27 protein-coding genes are annotated in these 24,969 nt (G+C 61.7%); 16 read left to right on the forward strand and 11 right to left on the reverse strand.

Annotated features, from left to right (window positions below):
- Nucleotides 1-14: 14 nt before the first annotated feature.
- The gene (locus ACH54P_RS35065; RefSeq protein ID WP_489907582.1) at nt 15-254 is read right to left on the reverse strand and encodes a helix-turn-helix domain-containing protein; all 240 of its coding nucleotides are present in this window, start codon (nt 252-254) and stop codon (nt 15-17) included.
- Nucleotides 255-518: 264 nt separating this feature from the next.
- On the opposite strand from ACH54P_RS35065, the gene ACH54P_RS35070 reads away from it, so the two are divergent.
- The 5 genes from ACH54P_RS35070 (at nt 519) to ACH54P_RS35090 (ending at nt 7,137) form a co-directional block, all read left to right on the forward strand.
- Nucleotides 519-1,652, forward strand: coding sequence for a hypothetical protein (locus ACH54P_RS35070; RefSeq protein WP_489907583.1), 1,134 nt, complete (start codon nt 519-521; stop codon nt 1,650-1,652).
- A 183-nt stretch (nt 1,653-1,835) separates the two neighbouring features.
- Nucleotides 1,836-3,239, forward strand: coding sequence for a polyamine aminopropyltransferase (locus tag ACH54P_RS35075; RefSeq protein WP_489907584.1), 1,404 nt, complete (start codon nt 1,836-1,838; stop codon nt 3,237-3,239).
- Nucleotides 3,239-4,057, forward strand: coding sequence for an alpha/beta fold hydrolase (locus tag ACH54P_RS35080; RefSeq protein WP_489907585.1), 819 nt, complete (start codon nt 3,239-3,241; stop codon nt 4,055-4,057). The genes ACH54P_RS35075 and ACH54P_RS35080 overlap by 1 nt, the downstream gene beginning before the upstream one ends.
- Nucleotides 4,058-4,069: 12 nt before the next feature.
- Nucleotides 4,070-6,781, forward strand: coding sequence for a prenyltransferase/squalene oxidase repeat-containing protein (locus ACH54P_RS35085; protein ID WP_489907586.1), 2,712 nt, complete (start codon nt 4,070-4,072; stop codon nt 6,779-6,781).
- Complete coding sequence (locus ACH54P_RS35090) at nt 6,754-7,137, forward strand: hypothetical protein (RefSeq protein WP_489907587.1); 384 nt, start codon at nt 6,754-6,756, stop codon at nt 7,135-7,137. Before ACH54P_RS35085 ends, ACH54P_RS35090 begins: the two co-directional genes overlap by 28 nt.
- A 25-nt stretch (nt 7,138-7,162) precedes the next feature.
- Here ACH54P_RS35090 and ACH54P_RS35095 read toward each other — a convergent pair whose 3' ends face one another.
- The 5 genes from ACH54P_RS35095 to ACH54P_RS35115 all read right to left on the reverse strand — a co-directional run bounded on the left by ACH54P_RS35095 (nt 7,163) and on the right by ACH54P_RS35115 (nt 11,208).
- Complete coding sequence (locus ACH54P_RS35095; protein ID WP_489907588.1) at nt 7,163-8,302, reverse strand: SMI1/KNR4 family protein; 1,140 nt, start codon at nt 8,300-8,302, stop codon at nt 7,163-7,165.
- A gap of 3 nt (nt 8,303-8,305) precedes the next feature.
- Complete coding sequence (locus tag ACH54P_RS35100; RefSeq protein ID WP_489907589.1) at nt 8,306-9,589, reverse strand: putative T7SS-secreted protein; 1,284 nt, start codon at nt 9,587-9,589, stop codon at nt 8,306-8,308.
- The gene (locus tag ACH54P_RS35105) at nt 9,582-9,920 is read right to left on the reverse strand and encodes a hypothetical protein (RefSeq protein ID WP_489907590.1); all 339 of its coding nucleotides are present in this window, start codon (nt 9,918-9,920) and stop codon (nt 9,582-9,584) included. The genes ACH54P_RS35100 and ACH54P_RS35105 overlap by 8 nt, the downstream gene beginning before the upstream one ends.
- A gap of 236 nt (nt 9,921-10,156) precedes the next feature.
- Nucleotides 10,157-10,555, reverse strand: a complete 399-nt coding sequence (locus ACH54P_RS35110; RefSeq protein ID WP_489907591.1) for a hypothetical protein — start codon at nt 10,553-10,555, stop codon at nt 10,157-10,159.
- Nucleotides 10,556-10,707: 152 nt separating this feature from the next.
- Nucleotides 10,708-11,208, reverse strand: a complete 501-nt coding sequence (locus ACH54P_RS35115; protein ID WP_489907592.1) for a hypothetical protein — start codon at nt 11,206-11,208, stop codon at nt 10,708-10,710.
- A gap of 341 nt (nt 11,209-11,549) precedes the next feature.
- On the opposite strand from ACH54P_RS35115, the gene ACH54P_RS35120 reads away from it, so the two are divergent.
- The 4 genes from ACH54P_RS35120 (at nt 11,550) to ACH54P_RS35135 (ending at nt 15,145) form a co-directional block, all read left to right on the forward strand.
- Nucleotides 11,550-12,407 carry a hypothetical protein gene (locus ACH54P_RS35120; RefSeq protein WP_489907593.1) on the forward strand — a complete coding sequence of 286 codons (858 nt, stop codon included), beginning with the start codon at nt 11,550-11,552 and terminating at the stop codon, nt 12,405-12,407.
- A gap of 71 nt (nt 12,408-12,478) precedes the next feature.
- Nucleotides 12,479-12,973: a hypothetical protein gene (locus tag ACH54P_RS35125; RefSeq protein WP_489907594.1), complete on the forward strand. Its 495-nt coding sequence runs from the start codon at nt 12,479-12,481 to the stop codon at nt 12,971-12,973.
- A gap of 420 nt (nt 12,974-13,393) precedes the next feature.
- Nucleotides 13,394-14,626: a NucA/NucB deoxyribonuclease domain-containing protein gene (locus ACH54P_RS35130; RefSeq protein WP_489907595.1), complete on the forward strand. Its 1,233-nt coding sequence runs from the start codon at nt 13,394-13,396 to the stop codon at nt 14,624-14,626.
- Between the two features lie 60 nt (nt 14,627-14,686).
- Nucleotides 14,687-15,145, forward strand: a complete 459-nt coding sequence (locus ACH54P_RS35135) for a hypothetical protein (RefSeq protein ID WP_489907596.1) — start codon at nt 14,687-14,689, stop codon at nt 15,143-15,145.
- A 311-nt stretch (nt 15,146-15,456) separates the two neighbouring features.
- Here the strand turns inward: ACH54P_RS35135 and ACH54P_RS35140 are convergent, their stop codons facing one another.
- The 3 genes from ACH54P_RS35140 to ACH54P_RS35150 all read right to left on the reverse strand — a co-directional run bounded on the left by ACH54P_RS35140 (nt 15,457) and on the right by ACH54P_RS35150 (nt 18,156).
- Nucleotides 15,457-16,254 (reverse strand): NYN domain-containing protein, encoded by a 798-nt coding sequence (locus ACH54P_RS35140; protein ID WP_489907597.1) that lies wholly within the window; start codon nt 16,252-16,254, stop codon nt 15,457-15,459.
- A gap of 58 nt (nt 16,255-16,312) precedes the next feature.
- Nucleotides 16,313-17,134 carry a hypothetical protein gene (locus tag ACH54P_RS35145; protein ID WP_489907598.1) on the reverse strand — a complete coding sequence of 274 codons (822 nt, stop codon included), beginning with the start codon at nt 17,132-17,134 and terminating at the stop codon, nt 16,313-16,315.
- A 320-nt stretch (nt 17,135-17,454) separates the two neighbouring features.
- The gene (locus ACH54P_RS35150; RefSeq protein ID WP_489907599.1) at nt 17,455-18,156 is read right to left on the reverse strand and encodes a DUF6308 family protein; all 702 of its coding nucleotides are present in this window, start codon (nt 18,154-18,156) and stop codon (nt 17,455-17,457) included.
- A gap of 576 nt (nt 18,157-18,732) precedes the next feature.
- Here ACH54P_RS35150 and ACH54P_RS35155 point away from each other — a divergent pair.
- The 5 genes from ACH54P_RS35155 to ACH54P_RS35175 all read left to right on the forward strand — a co-directional run bounded on the left by ACH54P_RS35155 (nt 18,733) and on the right by ACH54P_RS35175 (nt 21,067).
- Nucleotides 18,733-19,044 carry a hypothetical protein gene (locus ACH54P_RS35155; RefSeq protein WP_489907600.1) on the forward strand — a complete coding sequence of 104 codons (312 nt, stop codon included), beginning with the start codon at nt 18,733-18,735 and terminating at the stop codon, nt 19,042-19,044.
- Nucleotides 19,041-19,658 (forward strand): WXG100 family type VII secretion target, encoded by a 618-nt coding sequence (locus ACH54P_RS35160; RefSeq protein ID WP_489907601.1) that lies wholly within the window; start codon nt 19,041-19,043, stop codon nt 19,656-19,658. The genes ACH54P_RS35155 and ACH54P_RS35160 overlap by 4 nt, the downstream gene beginning before the upstream one ends.
- A gap of 79 nt (nt 19,659-19,737) precedes the next feature.
- Nucleotides 19,738-20,178 carry a hypothetical protein gene (locus ACH54P_RS35165; protein WP_489907602.1) on the forward strand — a complete coding sequence of 147 codons (441 nt, stop codon included), beginning with the start codon at nt 19,738-19,740 and terminating at the stop codon, nt 20,176-20,178.
- Between the two features lie 14 nt (nt 20,179-20,192).
- Nucleotides 20,193-20,609: a hypothetical protein gene (locus tag ACH54P_RS35170; RefSeq protein ID WP_489907603.1), complete on the forward strand. Its 417-nt coding sequence runs from the start codon at nt 20,193-20,195 to the stop codon at nt 20,607-20,609.
- A gap of 8 nt (nt 20,610-20,617) precedes the next feature.
- Nucleotides 20,618-21,067: a YbaB/EbfC family nucleoid-associated protein gene (locus ACH54P_RS35175; protein WP_489907604.1), complete on the forward strand. Its 450-nt coding sequence runs from the start codon at nt 20,618-20,620 to the stop codon at nt 21,065-21,067.
- A 42-nt stretch (nt 21,068-21,109) separates the two neighbouring features.
- On the opposite strand, the gene ACH54P_RS35180 is transcribed toward ACH54P_RS35175, so the two are convergent.
- Both ACH54P_RS35180 and ACH54P_RS35185 read right to left on the reverse strand, forming a co-directional pair.
- The gene (locus ACH54P_RS35180) at nt 21,110-21,568 is read right to left on the reverse strand and encodes a histone-like nucleoid-structuring protein Lsr2 (RefSeq protein ID WP_489907605.1); all 459 of its coding nucleotides are present in this window, start codon (nt 21,566-21,568) and stop codon (nt 21,110-21,112) included.
- 182 nt (nt 21,569-21,750) lie between these two features.
- A complete protein-coding gene (locus tag ACH54P_RS35185) occupies nt 21,751-22,809 on the reverse strand; it encodes a hypothetical protein (RefSeq protein WP_489907606.1) in 1,059 nt (352 codons plus the stop codon).
- A gap of 198 nt (nt 22,810-23,007) precedes the next feature.
- Between ACH54P_RS35185 and ACH54P_RS35190 the strand changes: the two genes are divergently transcribed.
- Together ACH54P_RS35190 and ACH54P_RS35195 are read left to right on the forward strand one after the other, a co-directional pair.
- On the forward strand, nt 23,008-24,015 hold the full coding sequence (locus ACH54P_RS35190; protein ID WP_489907607.1) for a DUF4268 domain-containing protein: 1,008 nt from the start codon (nt 23,008-23,010) through the stop codon (nt 24,013-24,015).
- The gene (locus tag ACH54P_RS35195; RefSeq protein ID WP_489907608.1) at nt 24,012-24,719 is read left to right on the forward strand and encodes a hypothetical protein; all 708 of its coding nucleotides are present in this window, start codon (nt 24,012-24,014) and stop codon (nt 24,717-24,719) included. The genes ACH54P_RS35190 and ACH54P_RS35195 overlap by 4 nt, the downstream gene beginning before the upstream one ends.
- Nucleotides 24,720-24,969: the final 250 nt, after the last annotated feature.

The following is a 24,969-nucleotide window of genomic DNA, read 5'->3' on the forward strand; positions in this document are numbered from 1 at the left end:
TCAGGTAGAAGGGGTTAGCCCTCGGGCCAGAGCCGCTGGAGGATCGCTACGACGGTGGTCCCGATCGCAGTCGCCACCTGGTGCAGCTCCACGACATCGAGCCGTCGCTCGCCGGCCTCGTACTTGCTCACGAAGGACTGCGGCTCGTCCAGCCGTTCGGCGACCTGCACCTGCGTCAGCCCGGCTTCGAGCCGCAACTCCCGCAGAAGCGCGCAGAGCCGCTGGTACTCCGCAGAGTAGATCGACTTGTCCACGGAAGGTAGCGGACCGTAACACTTGCCAATATCCCAAAATAGGATATTGTCGCCGTCGGCCGAAGGGATCGGCTATTTACCAGCGCTTTTGGCGGGAGGTGACGACATGCAGAAGACCACGTTCGGTGGCGGTGGCGGTGGTGGCACCGGCGGCTGATCCGACTGGACAGACGTAGAGGCGCGAGGTCCTGGACGCTGTACTCGTCCAGGACCTCGCGTTTTGCTATTCAACAGGAAAACAAAGCTTGCTACAATAAGTAGCAGATGAACCACCTGCTCGACCAGCTCTACAAGACCAAGCTCCGGCTCGCCGGATTGGTGACTGCGCTCCTCGGTATCGTCTTGATAGCTGTATCGAACCAGGTCGACGCGGTTCCGGTCCTGAGCTGGCTTGTCGGGTGGCCGACTGGCGAAGTCGGCAGCGCGTTGCTCAGCGCAGGTGTCATTGCGGTCATCTTCGAGTACTACGCACGCAGGGAAACCGCGGCGCGCACGAACGAACAGCTTCGCCACGCCATCCGACAGGAAGCACCGGCTATCCGCGACGCCGTATTGAACAGCTTCGCGTTCGAGCCCGAAACGATGCGGAGCATCGCGTCGGAAAAAACACTCGACAGGATCGCAACGAACGCGATCGGGCTCCGCCTCGGCGACGCCGAGCTAGCTCATGACGCCTATGCAGACCTGCGCGAACAGGTGATCCGCTCGACAGAGCGATGGCGCAACGTCGACGTGTCGGTGTCACTCAGCCCTTGGGATGGCGGGCCGGCAGAGGGCAAGGACTCGATGTTCGTCGCCACGATCCGCTGGGAGTATGAGGTTCGACCGTCCAGTTCGACGCTGCGGTTCGTGAGCACGAGCGACCACGCGGAATACCGCGAACTGCTTCGCGATCCGACGGTCGCCGGCCAGTGGATGTTTGAGAAGGTCGGGGCTCTCGACGCGAGTTCACAGGACACGTTCGAGCTCGTCCAGTTCGCCGTCGATGGCGTCGAACGTCCGGTGCGACGGACGGTCCGCCAGGGCACGCAGGTGTACACGGTCGCCTTCGGCAAAGCTGCAACGTTGGGCAACGAAGTGACGATCTCCTACACCTACCGGATCCTCGTGCAGCGCCACGGCCATCTGCTCTACCTCGACCTGCCCCGGCCGACCAAAGGGTTGCACGTCCAGCTCAACTACGGGCAGGCGGACATTCGGTACGTTAACGTGCTGGACTACTTCGCGAGCCCTGACGCCTCGCGGGTTGAGCGGTCGCCAGCGTCGGCGCCGGCCAAGACGATAGACGTCGGCTTCGACGGCTGGGTCTTTCCTCGGGCGGGTGTGGCGTTCGTATGGGTGCTCGAGACCGAACTCCCGCCGCGCGTGGTCGAAAATTCGCCAGCCGGTCTCAGTTGACAGCGCTGCTTTCACGCCGTGTAGACCGTTCGGGTCAAGCTCTGCTCGCGGTAGTAACAGGCAGCACGAGCAGAGCGACCTGTCTACCGTCGCCGACTTAGCATGCGCGTTCTAAGGGGGACGATGAGCCGATTGGCGCCTTCGGGTGGCGACTAAAATTTGGAGGAGAGAGGTGTAGAGGAATTGGTCGGCGACTACTTGCAGCCATTTGTACTTGCGCTCAGGCGGGCGCGCCAACGCGAAGATTCGCATAATCGAGAAACGCTCTATTTTCCTTCAGCCTACGAGCGTGATCTCTATCTGGCGCTTGCTGAGAACGCGCGAGAGACGGTCGACCGAATTGTAATTTGTGGCAGCGAGTACCCTGACGCTACGTCATTCAAGGTGACGATTTGGCGAGACCTTGCGGAAATGGGGGTTAAGAGTCGCGCGGTCTACGTACTGTCGCACCTTGGATTGAGCCGTTCCGGCATTCGTGAACTGATTAACCGAGACATAGCTGCAGGGATTCAGGTCCGCACGGTCGCTGTTAGTCAACTCTCGGAGGAGATCGCACAGGCAGGGGTAGTGGAAACGGTTACCGTAGACGGCGTTATTTCGGCTACGGGGCCGAAAACAGGAGGGGCTCGTCCGGTGACATCCTGGGCGGTCACTCAGTCTGTTGAGCATGTCGACGCAGCCGATAGTCTTATGACGCAGATATGGAAATCTGCCTTCGAAGCGGACGAACTGCCGGAAACTTTAAACCTCGACGAACCGTTGGTACAGAGCGCATCGCTCGTTAGCGGCGTGGCACCAGTGCTATGCGTGGGGGATCACGTGGACCCACACGGCTGCGAATGGTATCACGGCACTTGGCAGTATCTCCGATTGATGAACCTTGTGTCTACGCCAACGTGGCATGACGAGTTCTATCGAAACTCACTGAGTAATGTCATGAGTGATGGCGTGAAGAAAGTGCTGATCACGGGAACGGCTGACTATTCTGTACTTGCATACGTCGCAGACTCAGTGATCAAGAGCGGCCGCAACGTTGATATATCGATCGTCGACCTCTGTCCAACCCCACTGTTTGCCTGCCAGTGGTACGCGAAAAAAGTTGGTATCGTCATCGAAACGATCGCTGATGATATCTTCAGGTTTGCGCAGCGGAACCCAGAGAGATACGACCTGATTATCACTGATGCATTCATTACTCGGTTTGAGTCAGGGCAAGTCGACAAGCTTCTTGATTCCTGGTGGAACCTTCTCACCGAGCGCGGACAGGTAGTAACTACCGTGAGAGCGCACTCTGAAACTAACAGTGGACAAACTGCTGAAGAGGCTATCGCCAGCTTTCAGCAGCGAGCACGTGATCGATGGCGGCGCTGGGAGTCGTTCATTGCACTTGACTCCGCTGACGTCGCTGATAGGGCCGAGCGATACGCTCGCAAGATGGTCAGTAATCCGATAGGGACAGAGGACGGCATCATTCGAGTGGTGTCACGGAGATTCGAGGTCGCCGTGCGTGACCTGGCTACCGTGCCAGGCGAGCTCTACCCCACAAAGTACTTACGTGTTAATATGTTAAAAAAGGAGGGCTTGTGATGACTCAAAAATTCCTGTTTGAATCGATGCGATCCGGTGATGGCCTTTTCCATGGTCTGGCAACCGACGGTCAGGGACCACTGTGCATCCACGTGCACGGAACTTGGGGAAACTTCTACGAGAACCCATTCGTCTTCGACCTCGCGAGCGTGTACGTGGACGCCGGGTACAGGTACGCAAGTACGAATAACCCGGGCCATGACGGTGGATCGATGGAAGAGGACTTCGACGCCAGTCTGCCCGTGATCCGAGATTGGATCTACAAACTCGCGGGCTCTGCTTCAGATTTTATCCTGCAGGGGCACAGTCTTGGGGCCCTAAAGGTGATTCGATTGCTGACGCATCCTGACTATTCCGACCTCGCGCGGCGAGTCCGTGCTGTTGTTCTCCTTGCGCCGTTCGATCTGGTCGCATTCTACGGTGGTGCATCAGCCGGGTCTAATGATGCACGTCGCGCTCGCGCGGAAAAGATCGTGGCTGACAAGGGTGGCCACGCCTTGGTAGACTCGGACATTTTCGACGTGTGGCCTGTCTCCGCGGGCACATTCCTCTCTGCAACTGTCGAGGGTGGAGAGTACGACATCTTTCCGACGCGCGCTCAATCGGTCGGTGCTTTGAGTCAGATAGAGAAGCCGCTGTTTGTGGCTGTTGGCAACGACGATTTTGCGGCGGCTCCGTCTCCAGGTGAGGTTGTCGGGCTGGTAAAGAGTCAGGCGCCGAAAGCGCAGACCGTACTTGTCGATGGAGCGCCTCACAACTTCGCTGGGCAGGAGGCAGTGCTACGGAGTGAGATTTCGACTTTCCTGCGCGCAATTTGATTGTGAGGGGTCGTGACCGATCAACTTGGCCAGAAGGTTGCCCATTTGGCCAACGACATTGCCGCCTTGACGCTGCAACTCGCAACAGCTCCAGATGAAGCGGCAACGAGAGCAATTGTAGAACTGCTACGCCTTGAAGTGGGGTTGGGGCAGATTGGGGCGAGCAGACAACATCTATCCCAAGTGCGCATTGAGAACGATGGCGACTCTGTTTCGTTTTCAGTGGGTGAGCTTAGTCCTGTGCAAATAAGCAAGGATGATGCCGTTTCATGCTTGCGGGACGGGCGCAGTCTCGTCTCGTGGTGTATCGAGCAGTGGATTGGGGTCGACTCCGCTGGAGTTACTTCGATCGAAGGGGCCTGGAGTCAGCGCGATTCTGTCGAGATCGGTGAGCCGCGGATAACATTTGTATCTGACAATCCAGTCACGCCTGTGGCAAAGTCCAAGGTTGAATCGATAGTTGCGGAGCGTGGATCAGCTGTTGTCATTGGGCCGAGCTCGTCGGGAAAGACTGTGACGCTTGCGTCTTTGCGACAATCTCGCGCAGAGGCCGGCGCGGCGACGCTTTGGGTTGATCTGTCTAATCCGGCTGTCGGGGCTGTCGGGTTCCTCTCTGCGCTGCTTCGGTTAGCTGAATCCGGTGATATCGGCAGGCCGTTAGTGGTCATCGACGACTTTCAGTCTGCACCCCGAGTTGGAACGGCGCTTCTGAAAATTTGGAAGAAGTCGGCGGTGGCTATTGATCTGCTCGTAGGATGTTGGCCTGACGCACTCGATGTAGTGGAGCGCTACATTGAAGTTGATGGCCACGTATACTGCGACGGAACACTTACGTGTCGACGACTGGTCGAAAAAGTTCAGTCGTCGAGAGGTGCCGTCGAAAGTCTCCTGATATTGGCGAGCGGTGACGCGTTAGTTGCCGAGCTAAGCGCTGATATCTGCACGAAGATCGGCAAGATTCCTTCTATGCAAGAGCTCGCGGTTGCGGCCTATGACGCACTAGTTAATGGTGCAAGCCTTGGGGTCGATGAGAAGGATTGTCTTTTCGAAATCGCGTGTCTGGGGATGTTTGAGATTGATGCGCGCATACCATTCCTCTCGGCGGAAAACAGGAGAACGGTACGAGGGCTGCAGGATCGTCGAATCCTTCGTGTAGCAAGTGACTATGTCCGTATCGGTCATCGGTCGTTAGCGAAGCTCGTTGTGCGTTGCCTTCAGAGTGACCTGCGGTATCGCGACCGCTCGCCGATCAGATTTGCCGTCGATTACTTGCGTGCTGCCGGTGAGGTGCAGACTAGGCAGACGTTGGACAGGCTCGACCTGGTGGCCGTAGCTGACAGGGATGATCAGTTTGGAGCGGCATTCCTCGCTCATTGCTGGAGTTCGCTAAAGGTTCTTGTTCGCCAGCTCGCACAACAGGTCTTCTCGGATCCAACCTGGGGAGATAACGTTGCCTCGGCAGTATTTGCGGCAGACGCATTTGCCGAGCTCGGCATGCGCGAAGAGTGGGAAGCCGTAGCTGCCTACGTGCGCACGCGCTGGATTGTGGAGCCGAATGAGGGTCTTCCACGACCGACTTCCCCAGATACGGCTGAGGCAGATGACTTCCGGGAGATACAGAGAAAGATGATCGACGAGGACGTCGACCTGGGTGAGCCATCGGCTCATGAGGCGTCTTCGATTGATATCGATCGATTTCATAGAAGTTGGGTGCTGGGTCTCCTGCTTGGTTTTGAGGGGAAGGCCCTAGTGCCGGACATGCGTCGGTTGCGTACGCTGAAGAAAATGGCCTCATTAGCGCAATTGCCTGGAGGAAGTTATTATCCTTCGCGTGTTCCATGGGTGACGGCTCGAATCTTGATTGGTCTAGCCCAGTCGGGCGAGAACCTGTCGGGCAGTGATTCTTTGCGTCTAGGGACCGAATGGCTGCGATCGCGGCCACCGAACGGACCTTGCAGCTTTGGTGTTTGGCGGTCAGGAACCGGAACATGGAATACTGAAGTCCAAATGACCGCAATGGCTCTGCTTGCCCTCGGTCGCGCTGGTATCAATGGGGCGGACCGCTCTGTTCGGGCTGGCGTCGAATTTTTGAGGGCTGGACGGAGTGAGTGGTATAAGCCAGGAAAAGAGATTGATTGCGCGCAAGCAATCGAGGCTGCACTTGTTCTGGGTGGTAACTGGCGCGACTTTGGCGTGGAGCTCCGTAACCTCCTTCGCTGGGCTCAAGATAGCCGGGCGTGGGATGATACCGGTGCATTGGCTTCAGAGGTGCAAGATGAGAGCAGCAAGGCGCCAGCAGTTGCGAGCGCTTTGATTGCGATCATCTGGGAGACGGTGAGGGCTGAATTACCCTTGCTCTTGCAGGGAGTCGTAGGAGAGGGAGGCCCTGAAACCGGTACTCAGCGTCCGGGCGGGCTCGATGAGTGGTTGCATGAGGCGCGAGAGCGCATCACGCGGATTGATGTCGAGGTTCAGGAACACATCGGGGATCGAGAAGCGGTAGTGGCCCGCCGAAAGGTGAGCGATGAAGTGCGAACTTCTCTAAAGGTTTGGCGTGAGACGGCGGAGCGGCTGACTTCTTTGAAGGCAACTCTCGACTTGCTTCAGGAAGACTGGTCGCAGAGTAAGGCGGATTCTGCACTTAAATCGATCAATTCGATGGGCCGGTCGGTGCTAGGAGAGGCATGGGTGGATCTATGGGACATAACATCCGTCGGCAAGTAGTTCGCTGGTTTCCAGGTTCCGATCTTTTGAACCTTGCATTCGGACTGTCTGCCGGCCTCGCCATCAACCTGCTTACGTCGGCAACGGTGGGTGGTCTTGCCGCTGACGTCAGCGTGCGCGTCAAAATGGGCGGGTGGTCTTTCCTTGTAGGATCTGTAGTGCTGGGATTCCTTTCGCTCCTGATTGGCCGTCTTCGCGAAGAAGCGCTGGATGGGGTTGGATCGACATTGTCGCCTACGGAACGTCGGGCACAGGTCATTGCCAATTTGGAGTCAGCGGCCAACTTGCTGCTTTCGTCGGGAGCTTTGGTGCTTTTCTCATTTTGCTTTGGTCTTTTTGCCTTGACTGCGATGTGATTCGCAGAAGCGTGAGAAGCGGCAACTAACCGCCAGGTAGTTGTTCTGGATAGTGGACGAGTACCTGCGGCTCCCGTAATTCGCCCGGCCACAACACTACGTGGTACAGGTCGTCACCATGCAGCCCGTCGCTCGAGATCGTGCCGAACCCCTTCGCGTACACACGCGCCGTGTAGTCGCCTGCTGGCACCTCAGTGCGCGGTACAGCGTCGCTGTAATCCAGCATCGACACGATGACCTTACCTGATTCAACGCGCAGGAAGGCTTCGGTGACGTGGTCCCAGCCGTCGAAGTTGTCGTCAGGCGCTTCTGAGCGAACGTCGAGGATGACCGGAACCGTTGTCCTCCGAGCGGTACCCACCCCGATGACGCCCTCACGCGCCGCGATCATGTCCGTGATCAGCGCCTTCGTCCATGCACGGTCGGGCTCGAACCGCGCAGTTTCGTCCTGCACGATGAAGCTGTTGTAGTCGGCGAAGACGTCAAGTTCGGCGTAGGCGAGCTGCTTGCTGCCGGGCTTCGCGGCCGGTGCGTGTTCAGCCATGAGATGTACCTGAGCTCCGTCGGGTAGGTCGTGGATCGTCTGGGCGAGCGGGCCGCGGATGCGCATGCAGGTGACGGCGTCCTTGGCGACGAGGTTATCGAAGTCGTACGTCCCGCCCATGGTGAACATCTTCAGCGGGATCAGTCGCTGGTCATGCCCGAGCGCGCCGTGCTCGTCCTGCCAGGCCGTGGCGAACTGGTGGGCACCGTGGACGGCTGGTTCCTCGAGCAACCACGCCGCCCAGTCGTCGAGGCCGGCCCCGATGGGTGTGCGTTCGGCGGTTTCCGGATCGAAGAGGACGACCTGGCGGTTATCTGTGATCGCGAACTGGCGGCCGAAGAGGTCCTGGCCGAAGCAGAACAGGCCGTCAGCCAACCCAGCGTAAGTGCCTTTCCAGGTCGACGGCTCATTCCAGCGTCCAAGCTCCGGGCCGAGGCCCCTCGGGCCGGCGTGGAAGACCTGCACCCCAGCGTTGAAGGCCGTGAACCCGTTAACACGGGTGAGGAGCTCGGCGAGCTCAGCCAACGGCCCGACGTCGTGGCCCAGGTTGAGCTCGATGTGAGGCCCGAGCGGTGCGCGGGCTCCAGCCATCAGCTGGTCGAGCGGCTGTAAGTCGGTCATCTGTCAGTCCACCAGGAGGGTGACGCGTTCGCCGTTGTCCAGGTCGCGGATCTGGTTCTTCACCGACGAGCCCGCGCCGCGGTTATCGAACGGGTCGATGTACTTCACGGACGAACCTTCGCCACCTTCCAGGAACACCGCCGGTGGATACTCGTCGCGATCGTAGCCAGGCCGGGTCTGCGGGACCTGCTTCATCGACTCTGTGCGTCGGTCCTCGGCGCCTTCGCGGTCGATCGTCACGTCCGCCGGCTGGGTCCGCGGGAACGACTCGTCGCCGCGCCACGACGTGCCCATCTGCGCCTCGCGGGCGTGGTCGGCCGCTTCGGGGTAGTCGCCCTGATCGATGATCACGTAGTGCGGCCCCTTGGGCTCCGGCTCGTCGCCGCTGAGGAACGCCTTGGCGTCATTGCCACGGTCTTGCAGCCAGTGTTCCGCGGTGTCACCAGCACGGTCGACTGCATCTCCGGTCTCGTGCATCGATGAGGTGACGGTGTTGCCGGCGTTCTTCAGGTCGTCCGAGCCGACCAGGCCGCCGACGTCGCTGAGTACTCCACCGACGCCGTCGCCGAGGTCGTGAACGATGTCGCCCGCTGCATGGACAACGTCGCTCGTGAAGTCGCCGGCCGCGTTCATGACGTTGCTGGTGACATCGCCAAGCGCGACACCGAGGTTGTGGCCGACGAACTTGGCGGCCGACGTCAGCCCGTCACCGATGTCGTCGAGGAACGTCGGCTCCTCCGGGGCGCCGGCCTGAGCCTTGTCGACCTGGCCGACCGCTTGGTTGCCCGCCGAGTCCAGCTGGCTGCGGGCCTCGTTCAGGAGCGAGCGCGCCTGAGCCCGCTTCGACTCACCGGGATCCTGGAAGGGCGCCGTGGACGGCGGCGGTTCACCGCGGGAGGCCGCCTCCTGCGCGGCTGCCGCGACATCGCGGTCGTAGGCGGCGCGGCTCTGGCGGGTGGCGTCCTCGCCCTGTTTCCACAGGTCGATGGCCTGTTGTGCCTGTTCCCGCGCCCAGTCGAGCGTCGAAGCGTAGCCATTGATCGCCGCGGCCGCCGCGTGAAAGGCGTCACCGGCAGTCAGCCAGCGAGCCGGTTCGGCATGAGTCCGCTCGTGATACGCATCGGCCGCCGGCCCCGACCAGCCGCCGGTGTCCAGCTTCTTGAAGCCCTCACCGATGCGGATCATGGTGTCGCCGTACACCGTCAGGTGCATGGTCGACGCCCTGATCTCCTTCGCCTCGCCGGGCACGAGGGCCTTCGGGTTGTCCGTCTCGCCGAGCTCAGCCATCGCTCATCGCCGTCGCGCCCGGGTCTGCGCCAGTGTCGTCGAAGATGCCCTTGAGCTTGTGCTCGTGCGCCTGGTCAGCCTTGATGTAGGCACCGGCCGCGTCGACCAGGCGACGAGAGAGCTGCTGGCCGTCCTTGGTCAGGTTCTCGACGCCGAGCGCCCAGCGAGTCGTGAACGACTCGTAGGAGTCGGCCAGCTTGGTGTGTCCTATGAACTTGCGGTCGCAGTCGATGTTCTCCACGTGCAGCTCGTCGAGGTCGCCGAGGAGATCGGACAGGCCGAGCCCGGCGTTCTTCAGTGCCTCGACGTCGACAGCAAAGCCGTCTGGCATCGCACCCTCCCCGAGGATGACCAAGATCGGCGTCCACCCTAAGGGGTCGTTTAGGCACTGTCTGCGACACCTATGAGGCGTCACTCGTTCGGAGCAGACGGTCGAGGGAGATGCTACGTAGTCGCCCTGGAAAGTCTGCCGGGAGCGAGTTGAGACGACGACGCCAGCCGTGCGCGTCGCGCCGCGCTTTGGTGCTCCGCGTCGGCCCTTCGGAGCCGACGCGGAGCCCCGTTCAATCAGAGACTCGGCACACGTCCACGTCGAGGCCGCATCGCCCATGCGCCGAGCAGGCTAAAGCCGCCAACCAGCGTGCTCAGCGACGCGCCGACCGCAGGCCCACTCGTCATGAAAACCGCGACGATGATCCCGCCGCTTACCGTGAGCAATAGACACACGCGCAAGGTCGGCGCCCAACCCGCGAGGATGGCCATCGCCAAGCACAGCCAGTTATCGCCGGTACGGCGTCGGCGCCGTACCAAACCACGGCGAACCATGACTCGATCCGCTGCCGCCAGCATCTCGTCGCGAGTAGCGATGCGTCGCGCCTCAACGGCCTCGACGTGTTTTGCGTCAATCTTGACCCGGTGGGGCGCATCTTTGCCTGGCGTCTTGCCAATATCTGGTTGTACAGTCACAGCGTCCTATTCCTTGTGTCGCAAGCGAGTAGTCGGACAATCCGCATGGCCCCCTGGTGCAACAGGGGGCCATGCAGCACCGTGCTGGGTCTCACCCCCCAGTTCGGTTAGAGACATCTTGACGAAGCCGATTGGTTACTCTCGCGTAGCACTCAGGGTGTCGCGCTGAGTGGTAGCGGTCGATCGGTCAACGGTTGGGTGACCACGTTGACTACAACTCGTAACCAGTAAGGCCGATCTTCTACGAGCACGCCTGTCGCCGCGACTGGCCTGTCGTCCCAGCTGCCGCAGCATTTTGACGTGACAGTGCCGCAATCGTGCCGCCGGCGGGCCGTGCGCTTCGGGCCCGCTGAAGCCGTATGCACCCCGATGGTGCGCGGTTCCGCCTCGTTCGGATGAAGATCCCCTGACCAGTCCAAAAGGCATGTCACAGTCGTCGCGTGACGCCGCGGCGTGTCCTCACCGACCGACAAGAAGCAGTACTCCGTCAGATCGCCGACGACGCCGCCGAACCGGTGACGTCGGCGCAGCCGCAGCTTGCTCGGACGGTGTACGCCCTGCTTGACCGCGGTCTCGTGGCCGTCATCCGCCGGGGAAAGGCCTGGACTGCCGAACTCACAGAAGCCGGCCGCCGACACCTCGAAGACGACCATCCCGTTCGTCGGCCAGCGCCGACGCGAATCGCTCAAGATGGTCGCTGTGCATCCAGATCCGAGCAGCTGCCGGAACCGCTGACGCCGGACATCGTCCGTGGCGGCCAGCCCCGGGAGCACGCTGGGTTCCTCTGGAAGCCCGTGGTGGGAGCCACTGCGACGTTCGAGGAGTGGGTGGACGCACGGGCTCGCGTGCTCGAGATCAACCGCGACCGGATCTGGAACTCGTGGCGCTCGGACGAGCGGGAGACCGAGTGGCAGGCGGCCACGGCGGTCTTCGTCCAGTGGGATCGAGGGGAACCCGGGTTTCGCCGCATGAGCCAGGCCGACGTCGAGGCGGGTTGGCCGAGGAGGACGCCAAGTTCAAGGCCGAGCAGGAGGAGGAAGAGCGCCGGCGCAAGGCTCGCATCCCGCTGTATGACGCAAAGCGCCACGGCTGGCTGCAGTCACTCCTCGAGCAAGAAGCGAATCTGCGGCACGCCGTGTGGGAGCGGGATGGGCTCGTCGGCGGCACCTTGTTTCCGCTTATGGATCCGGAACGCCGGGTCAGTGAGATCGAGGAGGTGAAGGCGAAGGCAGACCGCCTGCAAGCGGTTGTCGATGAACTCTGCGAAGCCGTTGGCGACCGCGAGGCCGTCGTCGATGAGCATGGCTGGCTGCCGCAGGACCGTCGCGAGTTCTCGCTCTTTCACTTCTCGATATGGCGGGACCAGGAGATTTGCCGACTCCGGCAGCTGGTTGCTGATCTGCAGGACAAGCTTGCCGACGCTGATCGGTCCGAGCGTCGGAAGCTTCGCGATGAGCTTTCGCGTGAGAACCAGCGTCGGGAGCTCCTGGAAGCCATGCCGCCGCTTGAGCCGTCCGACATGTGTTCGGAGTGCGTCAAGCCGAAAGCCTGGCACGAGATGCCGTGGCCACTCTTTCCCGGCATGGGGCCGTGCCCAGCGTGGCCGGACTGGAAAGCCCAGGTCGTCGCGCTGAACAAGCACCTTGCCGAGCGGCGAGCGACCGAGGAGAAGGTTGGGGGCCTGGCGAAGCTGAAGCCAGTCGCGTTCATTCCGTCAGGTCTGCCGATCGAGGAGCTCGTGAGTCAGCTGGCAGAGATGCAGGCGAAGCATCCTGGCGCAATCGTCCGCCGTGGTACGGCGAACCGATGGGAGCTGTGGCCGCCACCGGAGACCAAGCAGGCGAAGGCGTGAGCGGACTGCCGAACTGACCATCTACGGCTACGCTGCGCACAGGATTACGCGTTGAGCAGTGAGCGGGGCTGGTGGGTGTGCGTAGTCGTCGAATCGTTGCGCTGGATCTGGTGGCGATGGCCGCCGCTGTGCTGCTCAGCGGGTGCAGTGATCCAACCCCTGAGCCGACGTACAACTCAGCGACCTTGCTGACCTCATTCCCGAAGCTCCCGACCGTTCCGCCGGAGTCGATGAATCAGGGACGGCCGCTGAGCGCGCGCATTGCCGTCGACGCATTCGCTAGCGGCGGTCTGCCGGTCCCCGGCCAACGTGACACGACAGAGTCGTGTGTCCAAGACGGCTGCCAGCAGATGATCACGACGGACGTACTCGGCGTCATGTCTTTCCTGACCGACGCGGAAGCCGGCCGGTATGCGCACGGCCGTCGGGGCAGCGTGTACCAGGCGAGCCGGGTGGTCCTGAGGTACGACGTGGGAAGCATGACGACCGCCGATCGGGCGAAGTACGAGGCGGCACTCATCAAGTTGGTGGCCGGCTGCAAGGGCGGTTCGCGGTGTCGCTCGTAGGCGCTGCGACGCGTAGCTGGGACCAGTGGGCAGTACCGAAGCCGTCGTGAAGTAGATCGTCCACTGCATTTCTCGTACGCGCAGGGGCTTCGCTCGGCGAGGGCTGCGCAGAAGAGCTTTCGAAGAAGTCGAGTCACTGTCGGTCTGGCCGACAGTTTCTCGCTTCACTCGAACGGATCTTGTGAGCGGTAAACCGGCTCGGCCAAGGTGGAAGACGTAAGGGGAGGGTTCGACGGTTTCGTCGTCATTCGCAAGGTTCGACGTCCAGGCCGGGGTACACGTCGCAGATCGTGTAGCGCATGTTGTTGTGCATCGCGCGTTCTGTTCATTTGTTGTGCGCATTAGCGAATGCTGGCTCTCCTTTCGTTGGCATGTCCATGGAAGGAAACTGTGTCAAGTCGAAGAAGTAGTACACGCAGAATGGTTTCGATCGTGGCAGCGACGGCTGCGGCCCTAGTGTGCTGGCCGGCGCTGGCCTCGGCGGCACCTGCTCCGATCGATGCCGTCATCGACAGCACCTTGTCGCCGGCGGCGCAGCTGCAACGCTGCCAGCAGCAAGCCGTGACGCAGTCGAAGGGTGACGTCATCTGCAACACTGTCGCCCTGGTCGAGTCGAAGCTGCCCAAGCTGTCGCCACTCGAAGAGCTCCGGAATTCTCAGGCTCACGTCAATGGCTCGCCGACGCGCTCTACCAGTGGTATTTCAGAGGATTGCAAGCTCGGTCAGAACCCGAACCGCTGGACGGCCTGCACTGACCAGGTGTGGGGCGTGAACAGCTACGTCGTGGTCAACGGAGTCCCGCAGTGGCGTGGCTCTATGGGGATTCGAATCACGTCGTCTGTCGAGTTCGCCGAGGGCGATGGTGACGACTGGCTGCTTGACACTGTCCTGACAGTCACCGACACACGGGGCAGCCTGGAAGCTGGTGCGCCCGGCACCGTCTGGACAGGGTGCCTGAACCACAACGACAAGTGCACCACCTCCGAGCTTGAGGGCACGAACAAGGAGCGGGAAGCTGTCAGTCTGATCAAGGACGCCGTCATCCCGAAGACGTACACTCAGTACTCGGCGGTCACGTTCAACAACCAGATCCTCGCCCTGGACGGGAACCTGGGCTCGGCCGTGGAAGTCCGCCCAGCGGGTGGCAACCCGGTCACCTTGGCCGATCACTACCAGAACTTCCTGTATGGCCGCTGCGACAACGTCAGCCCAAACCGTTACGGCATCGGCTGCGTCAACTGGCGTTCGGCTGCGCTGGTCACGTATGACACGCGCTCTAACCCCGCGGTCGGTCCGGTGGCGCAGCATGTCTTCAATGCCATCCGGAACCTTCCGAGCCACTGGGGTAACCCACGCAATGGCCAGCCGCTCAACCGAGTAACCGACGAGAAGACGATCAACGATAACCGCAACGCGGTGTGCGGCAGTGTGACTGTGCCGACCGGGCAGTCGTGTGACGAGTATCCACTTGCGTCGAGCTACCAAGGCGGGACCTACGCGGCGGCCAACGATCGGTCGACCGCCGTCGTCCCCCTTCAGGCGAACAACAGCCAGGGTGGTTTGACCAGCGCCGCCTACGACTTATACCGTGTTCTGGACGGGAATAATTTCTACGTCCAGGCGATCTTGGGTGATGGAACGACCGCCTGGTAACTCAGGTGGGAGTGCTTAGCTGTGGCTGACGTATCGGACGTGGTACTGACAATTCCGGCGATGGACGGTCAGTACCACGTCCGTACCGCTCCTGGGGTCGAGAACGACTGGCCGGGCAGCACTGAAGGACTCTTTGTTGGCGAAGACAACTGGGTGACGATTCTCTGTGGGACGCAGTTCGGCCCAGTCAGCCTGACTATCCGGCAGTACGAGAGCCGGCCAGCTGCTTCCATCGACCCCAGCTGGGAGATGAGTGCCGAGTGGTCCTTGGAGTGCCCCGACGGTGTGCTTCTGGTCCACGACATCTACAGCAGCAACGAGCCAACCCGGATCGCAGTACAGCCAGGCTGGCTTCGCGTGCGTGCGTCGGTACGGGATCGGATGGCTGCATCTCAGGCGTCGGCGCCTATCGAGGAGCCGATGGAGACTCATCTCCTGGAGATCTGGCCAGCCGGCGACCGTGAGGATCCCGCCCTGGTCAGCGGCCCTGACGCGCTCGCAAGCTATCTGGTGGGTTAGGCGAGTCGTTTCCGGTCAGTGCGACACAAGCCAGGTGTTGACGTACGACCTGGTGGCTGCTATCTTCTTGGTCCTTCAACTACAGAGTGGCTTGTGCAGCTCGGTGTGGGTCTGGCGCCGAGTTCGATTCTCATTTTGGCGGTTGCGCCGCTGAGATAGCTTCTATCCCTTCACTGCCAAACGATCCGGATGTCACGATTCCGATGCCGCTAGTGAAGAACCGGAGGAAGGGAGGCCGATTCATGATCGATAACCTCATTATCAGCGCTGCAATGACGGTGGTCCTGAGTCAGACCGAGCTGCACAAGTCTCTAGCCGTCGGTCATCCCGTTCGCCACTGCCGCCTCGACTAGTTGAACGCGCAAGTCGCCGGGCCCGTCGCTGGTCTGCACCGTCACGGTGTTGGGCAGCCGACCGAGGAACTCCTTGAAGTTCCGGCAGCCGTAGTTCCGCTCGTCGAAGGCCGAGTCGAGGGTCAGCATCCGGGCTTTGAGCCAGGCAGCGACCGGCGTCGGGGTATTGCTCTGCTTGATCGCTCGGACTAGCAGCTCCTCGCCGTGTTTGATGTCAAACGTCTTCTCAACCGTCAACTTTGCGCTGGGCTCGACGGCTGCGACCAAAGTACCCCAGTACTTGTACTCGGAGCAGACCGAGACCAGTCGCGGGCTGGCCGAAGCCTCGGTGCCGACGCCGACGACGTGCTTGCCGAACTCCCGCAGTCGTTGCACGAGCGGTGAGTAGTCGCCGTCGCCGGCCACCAGAAGGTACGTCCCGACGTCGGGGTGCGTGATCAGGGTTTCCATGGCGTCGACGGCCATCCGGATGTCGGCGGCGTTCTTCTGCTGGATCCCGAACCGTTGGATCTGGATCAGGTCGACACCGTTCATGGCGAGGTCGTTCTGGTACTTGCCGAACTGCGGCTTTGCCCAGTCGGCGTAGGCGCGGCGGATGGAGGCGTTGCCGTAGTCGCGGCAGACCAGCTCGAGCGCGGCGTACGGCACCGGATTGGCCTGGTCGGGCAGGCTGTTGGCGGCGCCGATCGCCAGGTTTTCAAAGTCGATGAAGACGGCGACCTGTTCGGCGTTGCCAGACCCGGTGACAGCAGTCATTCAATGCTCCCTAATTAGGCGATAACTAGTTGCTAACGCTCCAATTTCGCTAATCTAGTTACGTCCCGCTATTCAGGCTGTCGGTTTGCCGCGAGAGTCGATCGCGAGTATGGCGGGCCAGTTCTTGAGCTTTGACGAGTCTGTCGCCGCTACGACCGACCAGCCAATCGGCTTCGACTGTCGAAGCTAGCTCATGGACTGCAGATAAAGTCTTCTCGATCTCTGCTATTGCGCGTTTTAACTCGTCGGCACTAGAGTTTCCCTGAGTTGCGCGAAGGTATACCTGGTCAGCTTCTTTGGCGACGTTCTCCAGATGTTCGACCTGTTGAATCGTCTCATTAGATTTTGTTCTGCCTTCGCGCCACTTGGGTAGCTCGCCACCTGTAAGGTGGCACATGAGGGCTGTGTTGATACGCTCTGTTTGGAGCATGTGTGGCACGTAATGCAAGCGTCCGCGCTGCGACTCATAATGATAGCCGACATTGAGTTCTACGATATTGCCGCTTGGTAAGACGGCGCTCTGTACGCTGTCTTCTCCGGTGATGTCGTCACCGCGGACCACGTAGGACCAGCCCCAGATCAGGGGGCCGACTGGCCAACCTGGTTGAAGTGGATCGAAGACTTTCCGAGTCTTCTTTGAGAACAAGCGTTCCTCGTGTCTCCTGCGGTGGCGTTGTGTTAAGCCAGGTTGGTCGGCGTTGTTGAGGCTATCGATAAGGCGACGCATCTCTGCTTCGGCGTGCTCCTGCCGTTGCTCTGCGGCAAGTTCGGCCGCCTCGACACGGCGTTTCTGGTGCTCAACGACAGCAGCCTTCAGGTCGTCGATGGCTTTCTGGGCGAGGAGAGCATGAGATCGACAAAGGCGTCGATTGTCGATCATCCAGCTGTGGAGGCCGCAGACGGCGATGCTGCAGGTGGGGCAGCGACCGATAGCGAATGTGCCGCATTCGTGGCAAACTGCTGTGTTTTCCGGCGTGCCCTCTTGCCAAAGGTGTCCACACTTGGTCCCGCTGTGCGCCGGCCGCATCTGGCCAGGGCGAGTTTGGTCTGGGACGAAGTTGGTAGTGACGGCGACCGACAGGCACTCGAAGTAGCCGGGCGCGATCGTTCGAACGTCCGCCCCCTGGCACCGTGGGCACTTCATAGTATTCGTCTCCTGATCACGGTTGATCGTCCGGCTGATTGAGCTCGTTAACGTGGCTACCGCAGTCCGTGGCGCGCAGACGGCCGGTGAGTCGCGCTCGTCCACAGCGCGACGTCGAGGCAGCGCAGCAAGCTGATGTCCTGGATACCGCCGGCTTGGTCGCGCAGCTCGGCGACAGCCTGGGCTCGTCGTGAGTCGGCCTGAAACCAGGTCCACAGGCAGGCCCAGAGGCTGCCGGGGGCGTCGAGTGCGGCCTTGACCTGGCTGTCGTAGACCGGCAGCAGGTGAGGCCGCTTCCGGGCCATCAGCTTGTTGGCTGTGACCCACCGGTCCTTGCCGCCGCATCGCTTGAGGAGCCACCACAGCCTGCTGGCTGGCGAACCGGGCGCGTATGTCGTCCACGGCGCGTCGTGCATTGCCAGGTCGGTCGGGATCTGCTTGAGCAGCTCTGTGATCTCGGCTGCGTAGGTGATCGTCGTGTCGATGGCGACGTTCGCCAGGTCTGTAATGCTCAGGAAGTTCAAGGCCAGGACGTCGGCCTCGGTCACGGTGTCAGCGATGTCTGGTCGGTCGCCTCCGCCGGCGAAGCGTTCGAACCAGCGGCCGGTGTGGCGGGGTCGTCCGGCGTCCTCGTTGAAGTAGCGCTTGAGTGCATCGACCGCGGCTATCCGGCCGTCGTCGAGGAGGTACCGGTCTAGCTGCTCGTGCTGCGATGCGTAATCGCTGACGAGGGGTACCCCGCTGGCGTCACCTCGCACGGCACCCCCTCGGCTACGTCAGTACCTGGACCTGAGGTCGCCGGGGGAGTTAACCGTGTTACGCGTCGTCGCTGACCAGCACTATCACCGCAGGAGCGGGTGCACGGTCCCGCCGTCAGCTGAAGCCGCCGAGCTCGCCACACCGCGAGGCCGAAGCCGACCGCCGCGAGTGTGAAGACGACTCCTAGGACCCACGCCCAGGCGACGTTCATCGCGACAGCCAGATAGACCTGCATCCCGGCGACGACGGCGTACGTGACGGCCAGCGCCCGCCATGCGGCTTGGTGGTTCAACAGGCGCCTCCCGATGCTGGCTGGCTCATATCAGTCGGTCGCTTCGAGCGGCAGGTCAGTTACACCGACATGAGTTGCGTGGTTCATTACCGGTGATGGGGGCACCTAAGTCATGATCGATTATTCAATTGGCGACCCGCCAATTGAGCATTTGGATGCTTCGACCCGGGAGTTGGTCCGGATTTGAGATGGAACAGGGCGTAACAACTGACCCCTTGCCGTCGTTGCAGTCGGTGAACGAGGTAGGAACTATTTCACGGACTGTGCGGGCTGAGGGAGGCGTGTGGACGGGTACGAGTACGTGCGTGATGAGCTGGACGCGCATGTCGGTCACCTTGGGGGCGTTGCTGACCAGCTTGCTGATGCCTCGAACGTTGCCCGTGGGCTGGGGGCGCCACCTCCTGCATTTGGAGTAATCGGCGGCTTCATCCCGAGCATGCTTCAGCCGATGATCGACAAGGCTGTCGACGCTGTCTCAGCAGGCCAGCGGGTTGTCGAAGACGGCGCAGCCAATGTCCGCACCGCCGTTCGCGCCTACGACGAGCAGGAAGCCGATGCTGTGGATACGTCGCAGCGGTTGGAGGGACAGCTGTGACCAATCATGCAACCGACGGGCTCTACCTCGTGCAAGACGTCGAGGGCATCCGCGACGCGATCAAGAGTGGCAGTTGGATGGACGGCTCGTTGGCCGGCGTGGGAGCTGGGCTCGACGCTCTCGGGCTCATCGCTAACCCAGCAGATGCCCTGCTGACCTCGGGTATCGCCTGGCTGATGGAGCACGTGCAGATCCTTACCGACGCGCTCAACCAGTTTGCCGGCGACCCTGCGGCCATCCAGGCCTACGCGGACCAGTGGCGAGCCCAGGCCTCGACTGTCGAGGATGCGTCAACGAGTCACCGGCAGTACGTCGCAGGCGACACTGCTGGCTGGGTTGGAGGGTCCGGCGACGCCTACCGGCAGTACGCTGACCAGCAGCGCGCCGGTATCGATGCCATCGCCGCAACGTCCCGTGCGACCGCTGATGCCGTTGAAGCGGCGGGGCAGGTAGTGGCGGCTGGCCGAACGTTGACTCGCGACCTGATCGCGCAGGCCGTGGCTGAGATCATCGAACACATCCCGGCCTGGTTGGCGGCCGAAGGTTGCTCGCTGGGGCTTGGTACGCCATTCGTGGTGGCCGACGCTGTCCGCCTCATCGTGAAGTGGGTGTGACGGGGCGTTGGGTAAAATAACGGCAGCAGCTAAAGCGGTTGTTAGCTCGCTGAGACAGTTGGAGGCCGTCACTAAGCAGGTGGCGCGCAGCGCAGACTCGGTCGGCAAGTCGTTGTCGAAGGCTGAGATCCATATTGTCCCAACGCGCCATAGCGGCGGTGGTGTAAAGCCTGCTTCGTTTGGATGGGCGGACTCGAAGGACTACAAGCGAACGTTCTTTTCTGCGCACCCGGAGTTGGAAGGGCGCGTTGTCGTGCATCACGCCGTTGAACAGCAGGTTCTGACGAAGTTTCCTGGCGTTGTCAAGGACGGTGAGATGCATTCTCTGGAGAACCTGAGAGGTATCCCCAAGGGTGACGTCAACAACAAGATTCATCTTAGCGAGATACGTAAAGAGTGGAATCGCTTCTACAAGCCTTTCCTTGTCGGCGGCACCTCGCCGACTAAGCAGCAGCTTTTAGACTTCGCAACAAAGATAGATGCTGACTATGGCGTCCACTTCAACCCGCCGCTCGGATAAGTTATGATGGGGCTATGGCATATTTTTCTGTAGAACCTGAAGTGGCTGGCGAGTTGGGGGCCAGCACTGTCTTTGATCGCAGTACCACTCCGCCTGTTGTCACGTCGCTCGAGTACACCCTAACGAACTGGCTTGGTGACGATATCATCGAGAGCGCGCCGTGTTATGTCGTCACGGACACTATGGCGCAGAGCCTTAAGGACGCTGGTCTGACCGGCTTTCAGCTTGGAGACGTCACCGTTCGGGTGGACCCTGACTACGTTGACCTAATGCCTGCAGATATCCCCGAGTGGCGCTGGTTGCAGGTGCCCGGCGTGCCAGAGCGTGACGATTTTGGCGTCGATGAAAATCTAGTTCTTGTTGTATCTGAGCGTGCTCTTGTGGTGCTGCAGTCCGGCTCACTGCGCAATGCCGATGTGACCGAACGTTAGGAGCGTGGATGTCATCACCTGATGAGGTGGAGCGCCAGATAGACCAGTGGTCGGCTCATGTTCGCGCGAAGGCCGAACGATATGAGGTGTTGACGACGCGACTGGCTGAAGTGAGGGCGTCAGCCACCGCGGCGAACGGTGCTATCGCTGTGACTGTCGGCCAGTCCGGTCTTCTATTGAACCTGGAACTCGCTGACTCGGTCCGTCACATGCCGGCGCGGTACCTTGCTGAGCAGATTATGACCGCCATGCGGCACGCGCAGTCGCAGCTCGGGCCACAGGTCACCACCCTGATGGAAGAACTCGTCCCCGAAGACACCGTGACTATCGAGACGACGGCGCAGAACTACGGGCGCCAGTTCCCCGTCGAAGCGCCAGCAGGCGATGCGGAGCCATACGACGACGGCATGCGGACGGCTGCCGACATCCTCGGACCATCGCGACGTGACGAGTGGTAGGTCGGCGACAGTGGCTGGGGCTAACTCAGCCAGCGTGCGCAGTCAGCTTCCTTTGCTCTTCTTCCGCGGTGCGCGGCGACGCGCTGGCTTGGCCGGAGCTTCTTCAGCCGGCTCCGGCTCAGCTGTCGATGCAGCTGGTTCGCCGGCCTGGAATGCGGCGTAGATTTCGTTCGAGATCCGCCCGCGCTCGGAGACCTCGTAGCCGTTGGCAGCCGCCCACGCCCGTACCTGCTGGTTGTGCTCTCGGCTCGCAGCGGTAGTCGAACTGCTGCGGCTGGCGCCAGTGTCTGCAGTCGACTGGCCAGCGGCAACCCTCACCCGGCGCCCACCGGTGCGCTGACCAGCCTCGATGTATCGCGCGAACACGTCGCGCAGGGCCTGGGCATTCTCGTCAGACAGGTCGATCTCGTACGAGACGCCGTCAAGGGCAAACGGTACCGTCTGAGTCGCGTTCCTACCGTCGAGGTCGTCAACGATTTCAACGCGGACTTTCTGGGCCATAGAGCGAGCCTTTCAGTAGGTTAAATGTGGGCTGTGCCATTACGAGCGCGCGTTCGAGCGTAGTTCCAATTCCCCGAAATGGCGGAGTGACACGGCATTGCGTGGCTTGCTGATCCTACGATTATCGTCACACTTCGGACCGTCGGGATCACACGAGCTTGCGACCGTGGCGATCCGGTTGGTCAGTCCCGGGGCCGTGCTTCGTAGCCGAAGGACAGGCCCTCAGGTGCCAGCTCGACCAGCTTGGCGAGGACGGGCTCGGTGTTTCGGCCCCACATCTTGCTCAGCAGCCAGGTCTGGCCACTTTCCCGCAACGGCGAGTCGATGAACCATCGGTGCAGGTTGCCTTTGGCTTTCGGGTACCGGGCGACAAACTCTTCAGCGAGGTCGTCGTCGGCAGGTGAGCTCGGCAGGCTGAGGAAGCGGGCGCCGGGAAGGGCCTCGGCCAGTCGAGCACCGGGTACGCCGGCGGCATGGAGTCCGCTTACGAGTGCGAGGACTGCTTGACGCTTCCGTAGTGGCTCGGTGGTGCCCTCGGGGGTGGTAATCGCGTACGGCGTCCAGTCTCGCCCTTCGCTGACCCTAGCGGCGCGTGCCTGGGATTCACGTCGCCGAAGCTGGATGGTCAGGTCGGCGGCTTCCGGGAGGGGAATGACCTGCTGGACGTCGAGGAGTAGCCGCTCGCCAACCTTGTACGGGGTGAGCCGGACACATTGGATGTCCAAGCCATAGACCTCGTTCAGCCATAGGACGGTCGTGGTGATCTCCCGGTCGAACCCTCCGGACACCAGCACTACGCGTACGTCACGAGTCAGGACGGCGTCCTCGCCGCCGACATCCTCGAGCCATTCGGCCAGCCGGCCGCGGGCGCTGTCGGCGGCGTCGGGCTCCACCTGGAGCAGATAGCGCTCGTAGGCCTCGCTGACGTCATCGAAGGTGAGGGCGGAGACCATCGCTGCATAGCGCAGCGCCTGGAGCTCGAGGTGTCCGCCGTCGGCGGTGCGTTTGAGCTCGATGACCACGGGCTTCCCCCCGCGGTCGATGCCGAGTAAATCGATGCGTCGCTTGGCGCCGGCGAACTCGGCGAACTCCTCGCTGACGATCAGGACATCTTCGACCACCGTGTCGATCTGAGCGCGGAGCAGTCGCTGCAGGTCGGCCCGCTCGAGAATCTGCTCCGCTGCGAACGTCGATGATGGCACGGCTTCCAGCTTGTCAGCGGTCAGTTCGAAGAGCGGCATGCGCGCCAGCTTTGTCGACGAGGACCGTCTAGGGAAGCATCGTCACGTCTCAGCCGCGGTGCCAAGCCGGGCGTGGGGGGTCATGAGGCATGCTGGCCGCCACGACAGCCGGCGCCAGAGACAGATCACGATCTATCGACTGAGCTGCGTGGCCGCAAGGTGCTCGCGTTGGGCCTGTGCGAGTGCTACATCTGGACGATGAGTACCGACGCGTACGGCCTCGGCCGCCTCGAGCGGCTTGCGAATCCCCGCGACATCTGGAAGCACGAGGCCGGCGACTTCACCCCCTGGTTAGCTGCGAACATTGACGTACTCAGTGACGCGATCGGCCTACCGCTGACCGTCGTGGGTCAAGAGGTGCTGGTCGGCGACTTCCGCGTCGACATCCATGCGACCGACCCAGACGGTAAGCACGTCATCATCGAGAACCAGCTCGAATCGAGCGACCACTCACACCTCGGTCAGCTGCTCGTGTACGCCAGTGGCCTTGAAGCGTCGACCGCCATCTGGATCACGACACGCCTCAGGGAAGAGCACCGGAGCGCGCTGGTCTGGCTCAACGAACGCACCGACGCGGACGTCCGAGCCTTCGGGATCGAAGTCAGCGTCGTCCACATCGGCGAATCGCTCCGCGCGCCCGTGCTCAACGTCGTCGTCGAACCCAACGACTGGGCAAAAGCGGCAAAAGAGACATCCAAGGCGGTGGCCTCGCCGAAGAACCAGCTGCGCATGGCCTTCTTCGAGGAGGCCTTCGACCTGATGGCAACGACCTATTCGGCGATCCGGACCCCGAAGACGCAGACCGCCAATTGGTGCAGTTTCGCTTCCGGGCCGTTCGGCTACTACAGCCTCACCTTCACCAAGCAGGGTTACCGCATCGAGATCTACCTCGACACCGGCAGCAAGCCGTCGACAAAGCAGATATTCGACGGCCTCGCCGCCGAACGCGAGCTGCTGGAGCAGGCGGTCGGGTTCACGCTGGACTGGGATCGTCTTGACAACAACCGCAGCAGCCGTATCGCGACTTACCTGGCCGGCTTCGATCTCGACGCCGCGGACGAAGACACCAGGCAGCAGGCGGTCAAGTGGAGCGTTGAGCGGGCGAGCGCTTTGCACCAGCACTTCGACGGCCGCCTTCGAATTCTGGCCAAAGCAGCCAAAGAAGCAGAGCAGGCCGCTGACAAGCTGGACGGAGAGGCCAAGTGACTGCGACCTCGGGGACGATCGCGGAACGCATCCTCGACACGCTGCGCATCAGCGCTCGTCCCTTGGATGACGACGAGCTTGCCCAAAGGCTCGGCGTCGCCCAGCGGCAGACGATCAACCAGATCTGTCGTCGGCTCGCCGCCGATGGCCAGCTCCAGCGATACGTCGGAGACACCGGCAAGCTGGTCAACGCTCTGCGTGAGCCGCAGTCAGATGGCCGCGTCGTCGGAGCAGCGGCTCCGATCGAGCCCGTCAGTAACTCGATTGAGGTGGCACCGGGCTCGAGTGCTGAGCAGCGGGCCGCCGAAGGCGTGATGATCGCCTACTTGGCTGACACGCTCGGCCTCAAGCTGGGGCCACAACGGATAATGACGGCGACCGGCGCTCGAGTCGAGGTCGATGGGGCTGACGACAACCGCTCTGTGCTGGTCGAGGCGTGGGCTCACCAAGGACCGCCAAAGGTTGCGCAGAAACACAAGGTGCTGGCCGACGCCTTCAAGCTCGCCTGGATCGCGTCAACGCTGCCGATGCGGCCTCGGCTGATCCTGTGCTTCTCCGACGAGGCCGCCGCGAAGCCCTTCCAAGCTGGTCGATCGTGGGCGGCCGCCGCGCTACGCGACCAGTACATCGAGGTCTTCGTTGCCGAGCTGCCGGAGCAGGTGCGCGCCGACATCCTCGCGGCTCAGCGCCGCCAGTACCGGTAGCTCCGCGCATCGAGGGAGTCCGGCCTAGTCGTGGTTGATCAAGGATCCGAGCTACGGCCGAGGGCAGTCAGACGTTGGCGAGTCGACAGTAGCCGAAGAGATGAGTAGCCACTCGGTCGTGTGAATCGCGATATGGACGGATTGTCCGCGCGTCACGCTAACGGGTGTCAACCGCCATTTGGCGCGACTTGCCCCGCAGGTGCCGCCTACCGCCTGTCACTGGCCGCTTGGCGATGGAGCCGGGGTCGCT

The organism is Amycolatopsis sp. N2S4-7 (assembly GCF_058119595.1).

What these genes read in the sequence shown, in the direction of transcription:
- ACH54P_RS35070 (WP_489907583.1), top strand. Translation starts at nt 519, where the DNA reads ATGAACCACCTGCTCGACCAGCTCTACAAGACCAAGCTCCGGCTCGCC.
- ACH54P_RS35080 (WP_489907585.1), top strand. Translation starts at nt 3,239, where the DNA reads ATGACTCAAAAATTCCTGTTTGAATCGATGCGATCCGGTGATGGCCTT.
- ACH54P_RS35090 (WP_489907587.1), top strand. Translation starts at nt 6,754, where the DNA reads ATGGGACATAACATCCGTCGGCAAGTAGTTCGCTGGTTTCCAGGTTCC.
- ACH54P_RS35095 (WP_489907588.1), bottom strand. Translation starts at nt 8,302, where the DNA reads ATGACCGACTTACAGCCGCTCGACCAGCTGATGGCTGGAGCCCGCGCA.
- ACH54P_RS35100 (WP_489907589.1), bottom strand. Translation starts at nt 9,589, where the DNA reads ATGGCTGAGCTCGGCGAGACGGACAACCCGAAGGCCCTCGTGCCCGGC.
- ACH54P_RS35105 (WP_489907590.1), bottom strand. Translation starts at nt 9,920, where the DNA reads ATGCCAGACGGCTTTGCTGTCGACGTCGAGGCACTGAAGAACGCCGGG.
- ACH54P_RS35115 (WP_489907592.1), bottom strand. Translation starts at nt 11,208, where the DNA reads ATGGTCGTCTTCGAGGTGTCGGCGGCCGGCTTCTGTGAGTTCGGCAGT.
- ACH54P_RS35130 (WP_489907595.1), top strand. Translation starts at nt 13,394, where the DNA reads ATGGTTTCGATCGTGGCAGCGACGGCTGCGGCCCTAGTGTGCTGGCCG.
- ACH54P_RS35135 (WP_489907596.1), top strand. Translation starts at nt 14,687, where the DNA reads ATGGACGGTCAGTACCACGTCCGTACCGCTCCTGGGGTCGAGAACGAC.
- ACH54P_RS35140 (WP_489907597.1), bottom strand. Translation starts at nt 16,254, where the DNA reads ATGACTGCTGTCACCGGGTCTGGCAACGCCGAACAGGTCGCCGTCTTC.
- ACH54P_RS35145 (WP_489907598.1), bottom strand. Translation starts at nt 17,134, where the DNA reads ATGATCGACAATCGACGCCTTTGTCGATCTCATGCTCTCCTCGCCCAG.
- ACH54P_RS35170 (WP_489907603.1), top strand. Translation starts at nt 20,193, where the DNA reads ATGGCATATTTTTCTGTAGAACCTGAAGTGGCTGGCGAGTTGGGGGCC.
- ACH54P_RS35175 (WP_489907604.1), top strand. Translation starts at nt 20,618, where the DNA reads ATGTCATCACCTGATGAGGTGGAGCGCCAGATAGACCAGTGGTCGGCT.
- ACH54P_RS35180 (WP_489907605.1), bottom strand. Translation starts at nt 21,568, where the DNA reads ATGGCCCAGAAAGTCCGCGTTGAAATCGTTGACGACCTCGACGGTAGG.
- ACH54P_RS35185 (WP_489907606.1), bottom strand. Translation starts at nt 22,809, where the DNA reads ATGCCGCTCTTCGAACTGACCGCTGACAAGCTGGAAGCCGTGCCATCA.
- ACH54P_RS35190 (WP_489907607.1), top strand. Translation starts at nt 23,008, where the DNA reads ATGAGTACCGACGCGTACGGCCTCGGCCGCCTCGAGCGGCTTGCGAAT.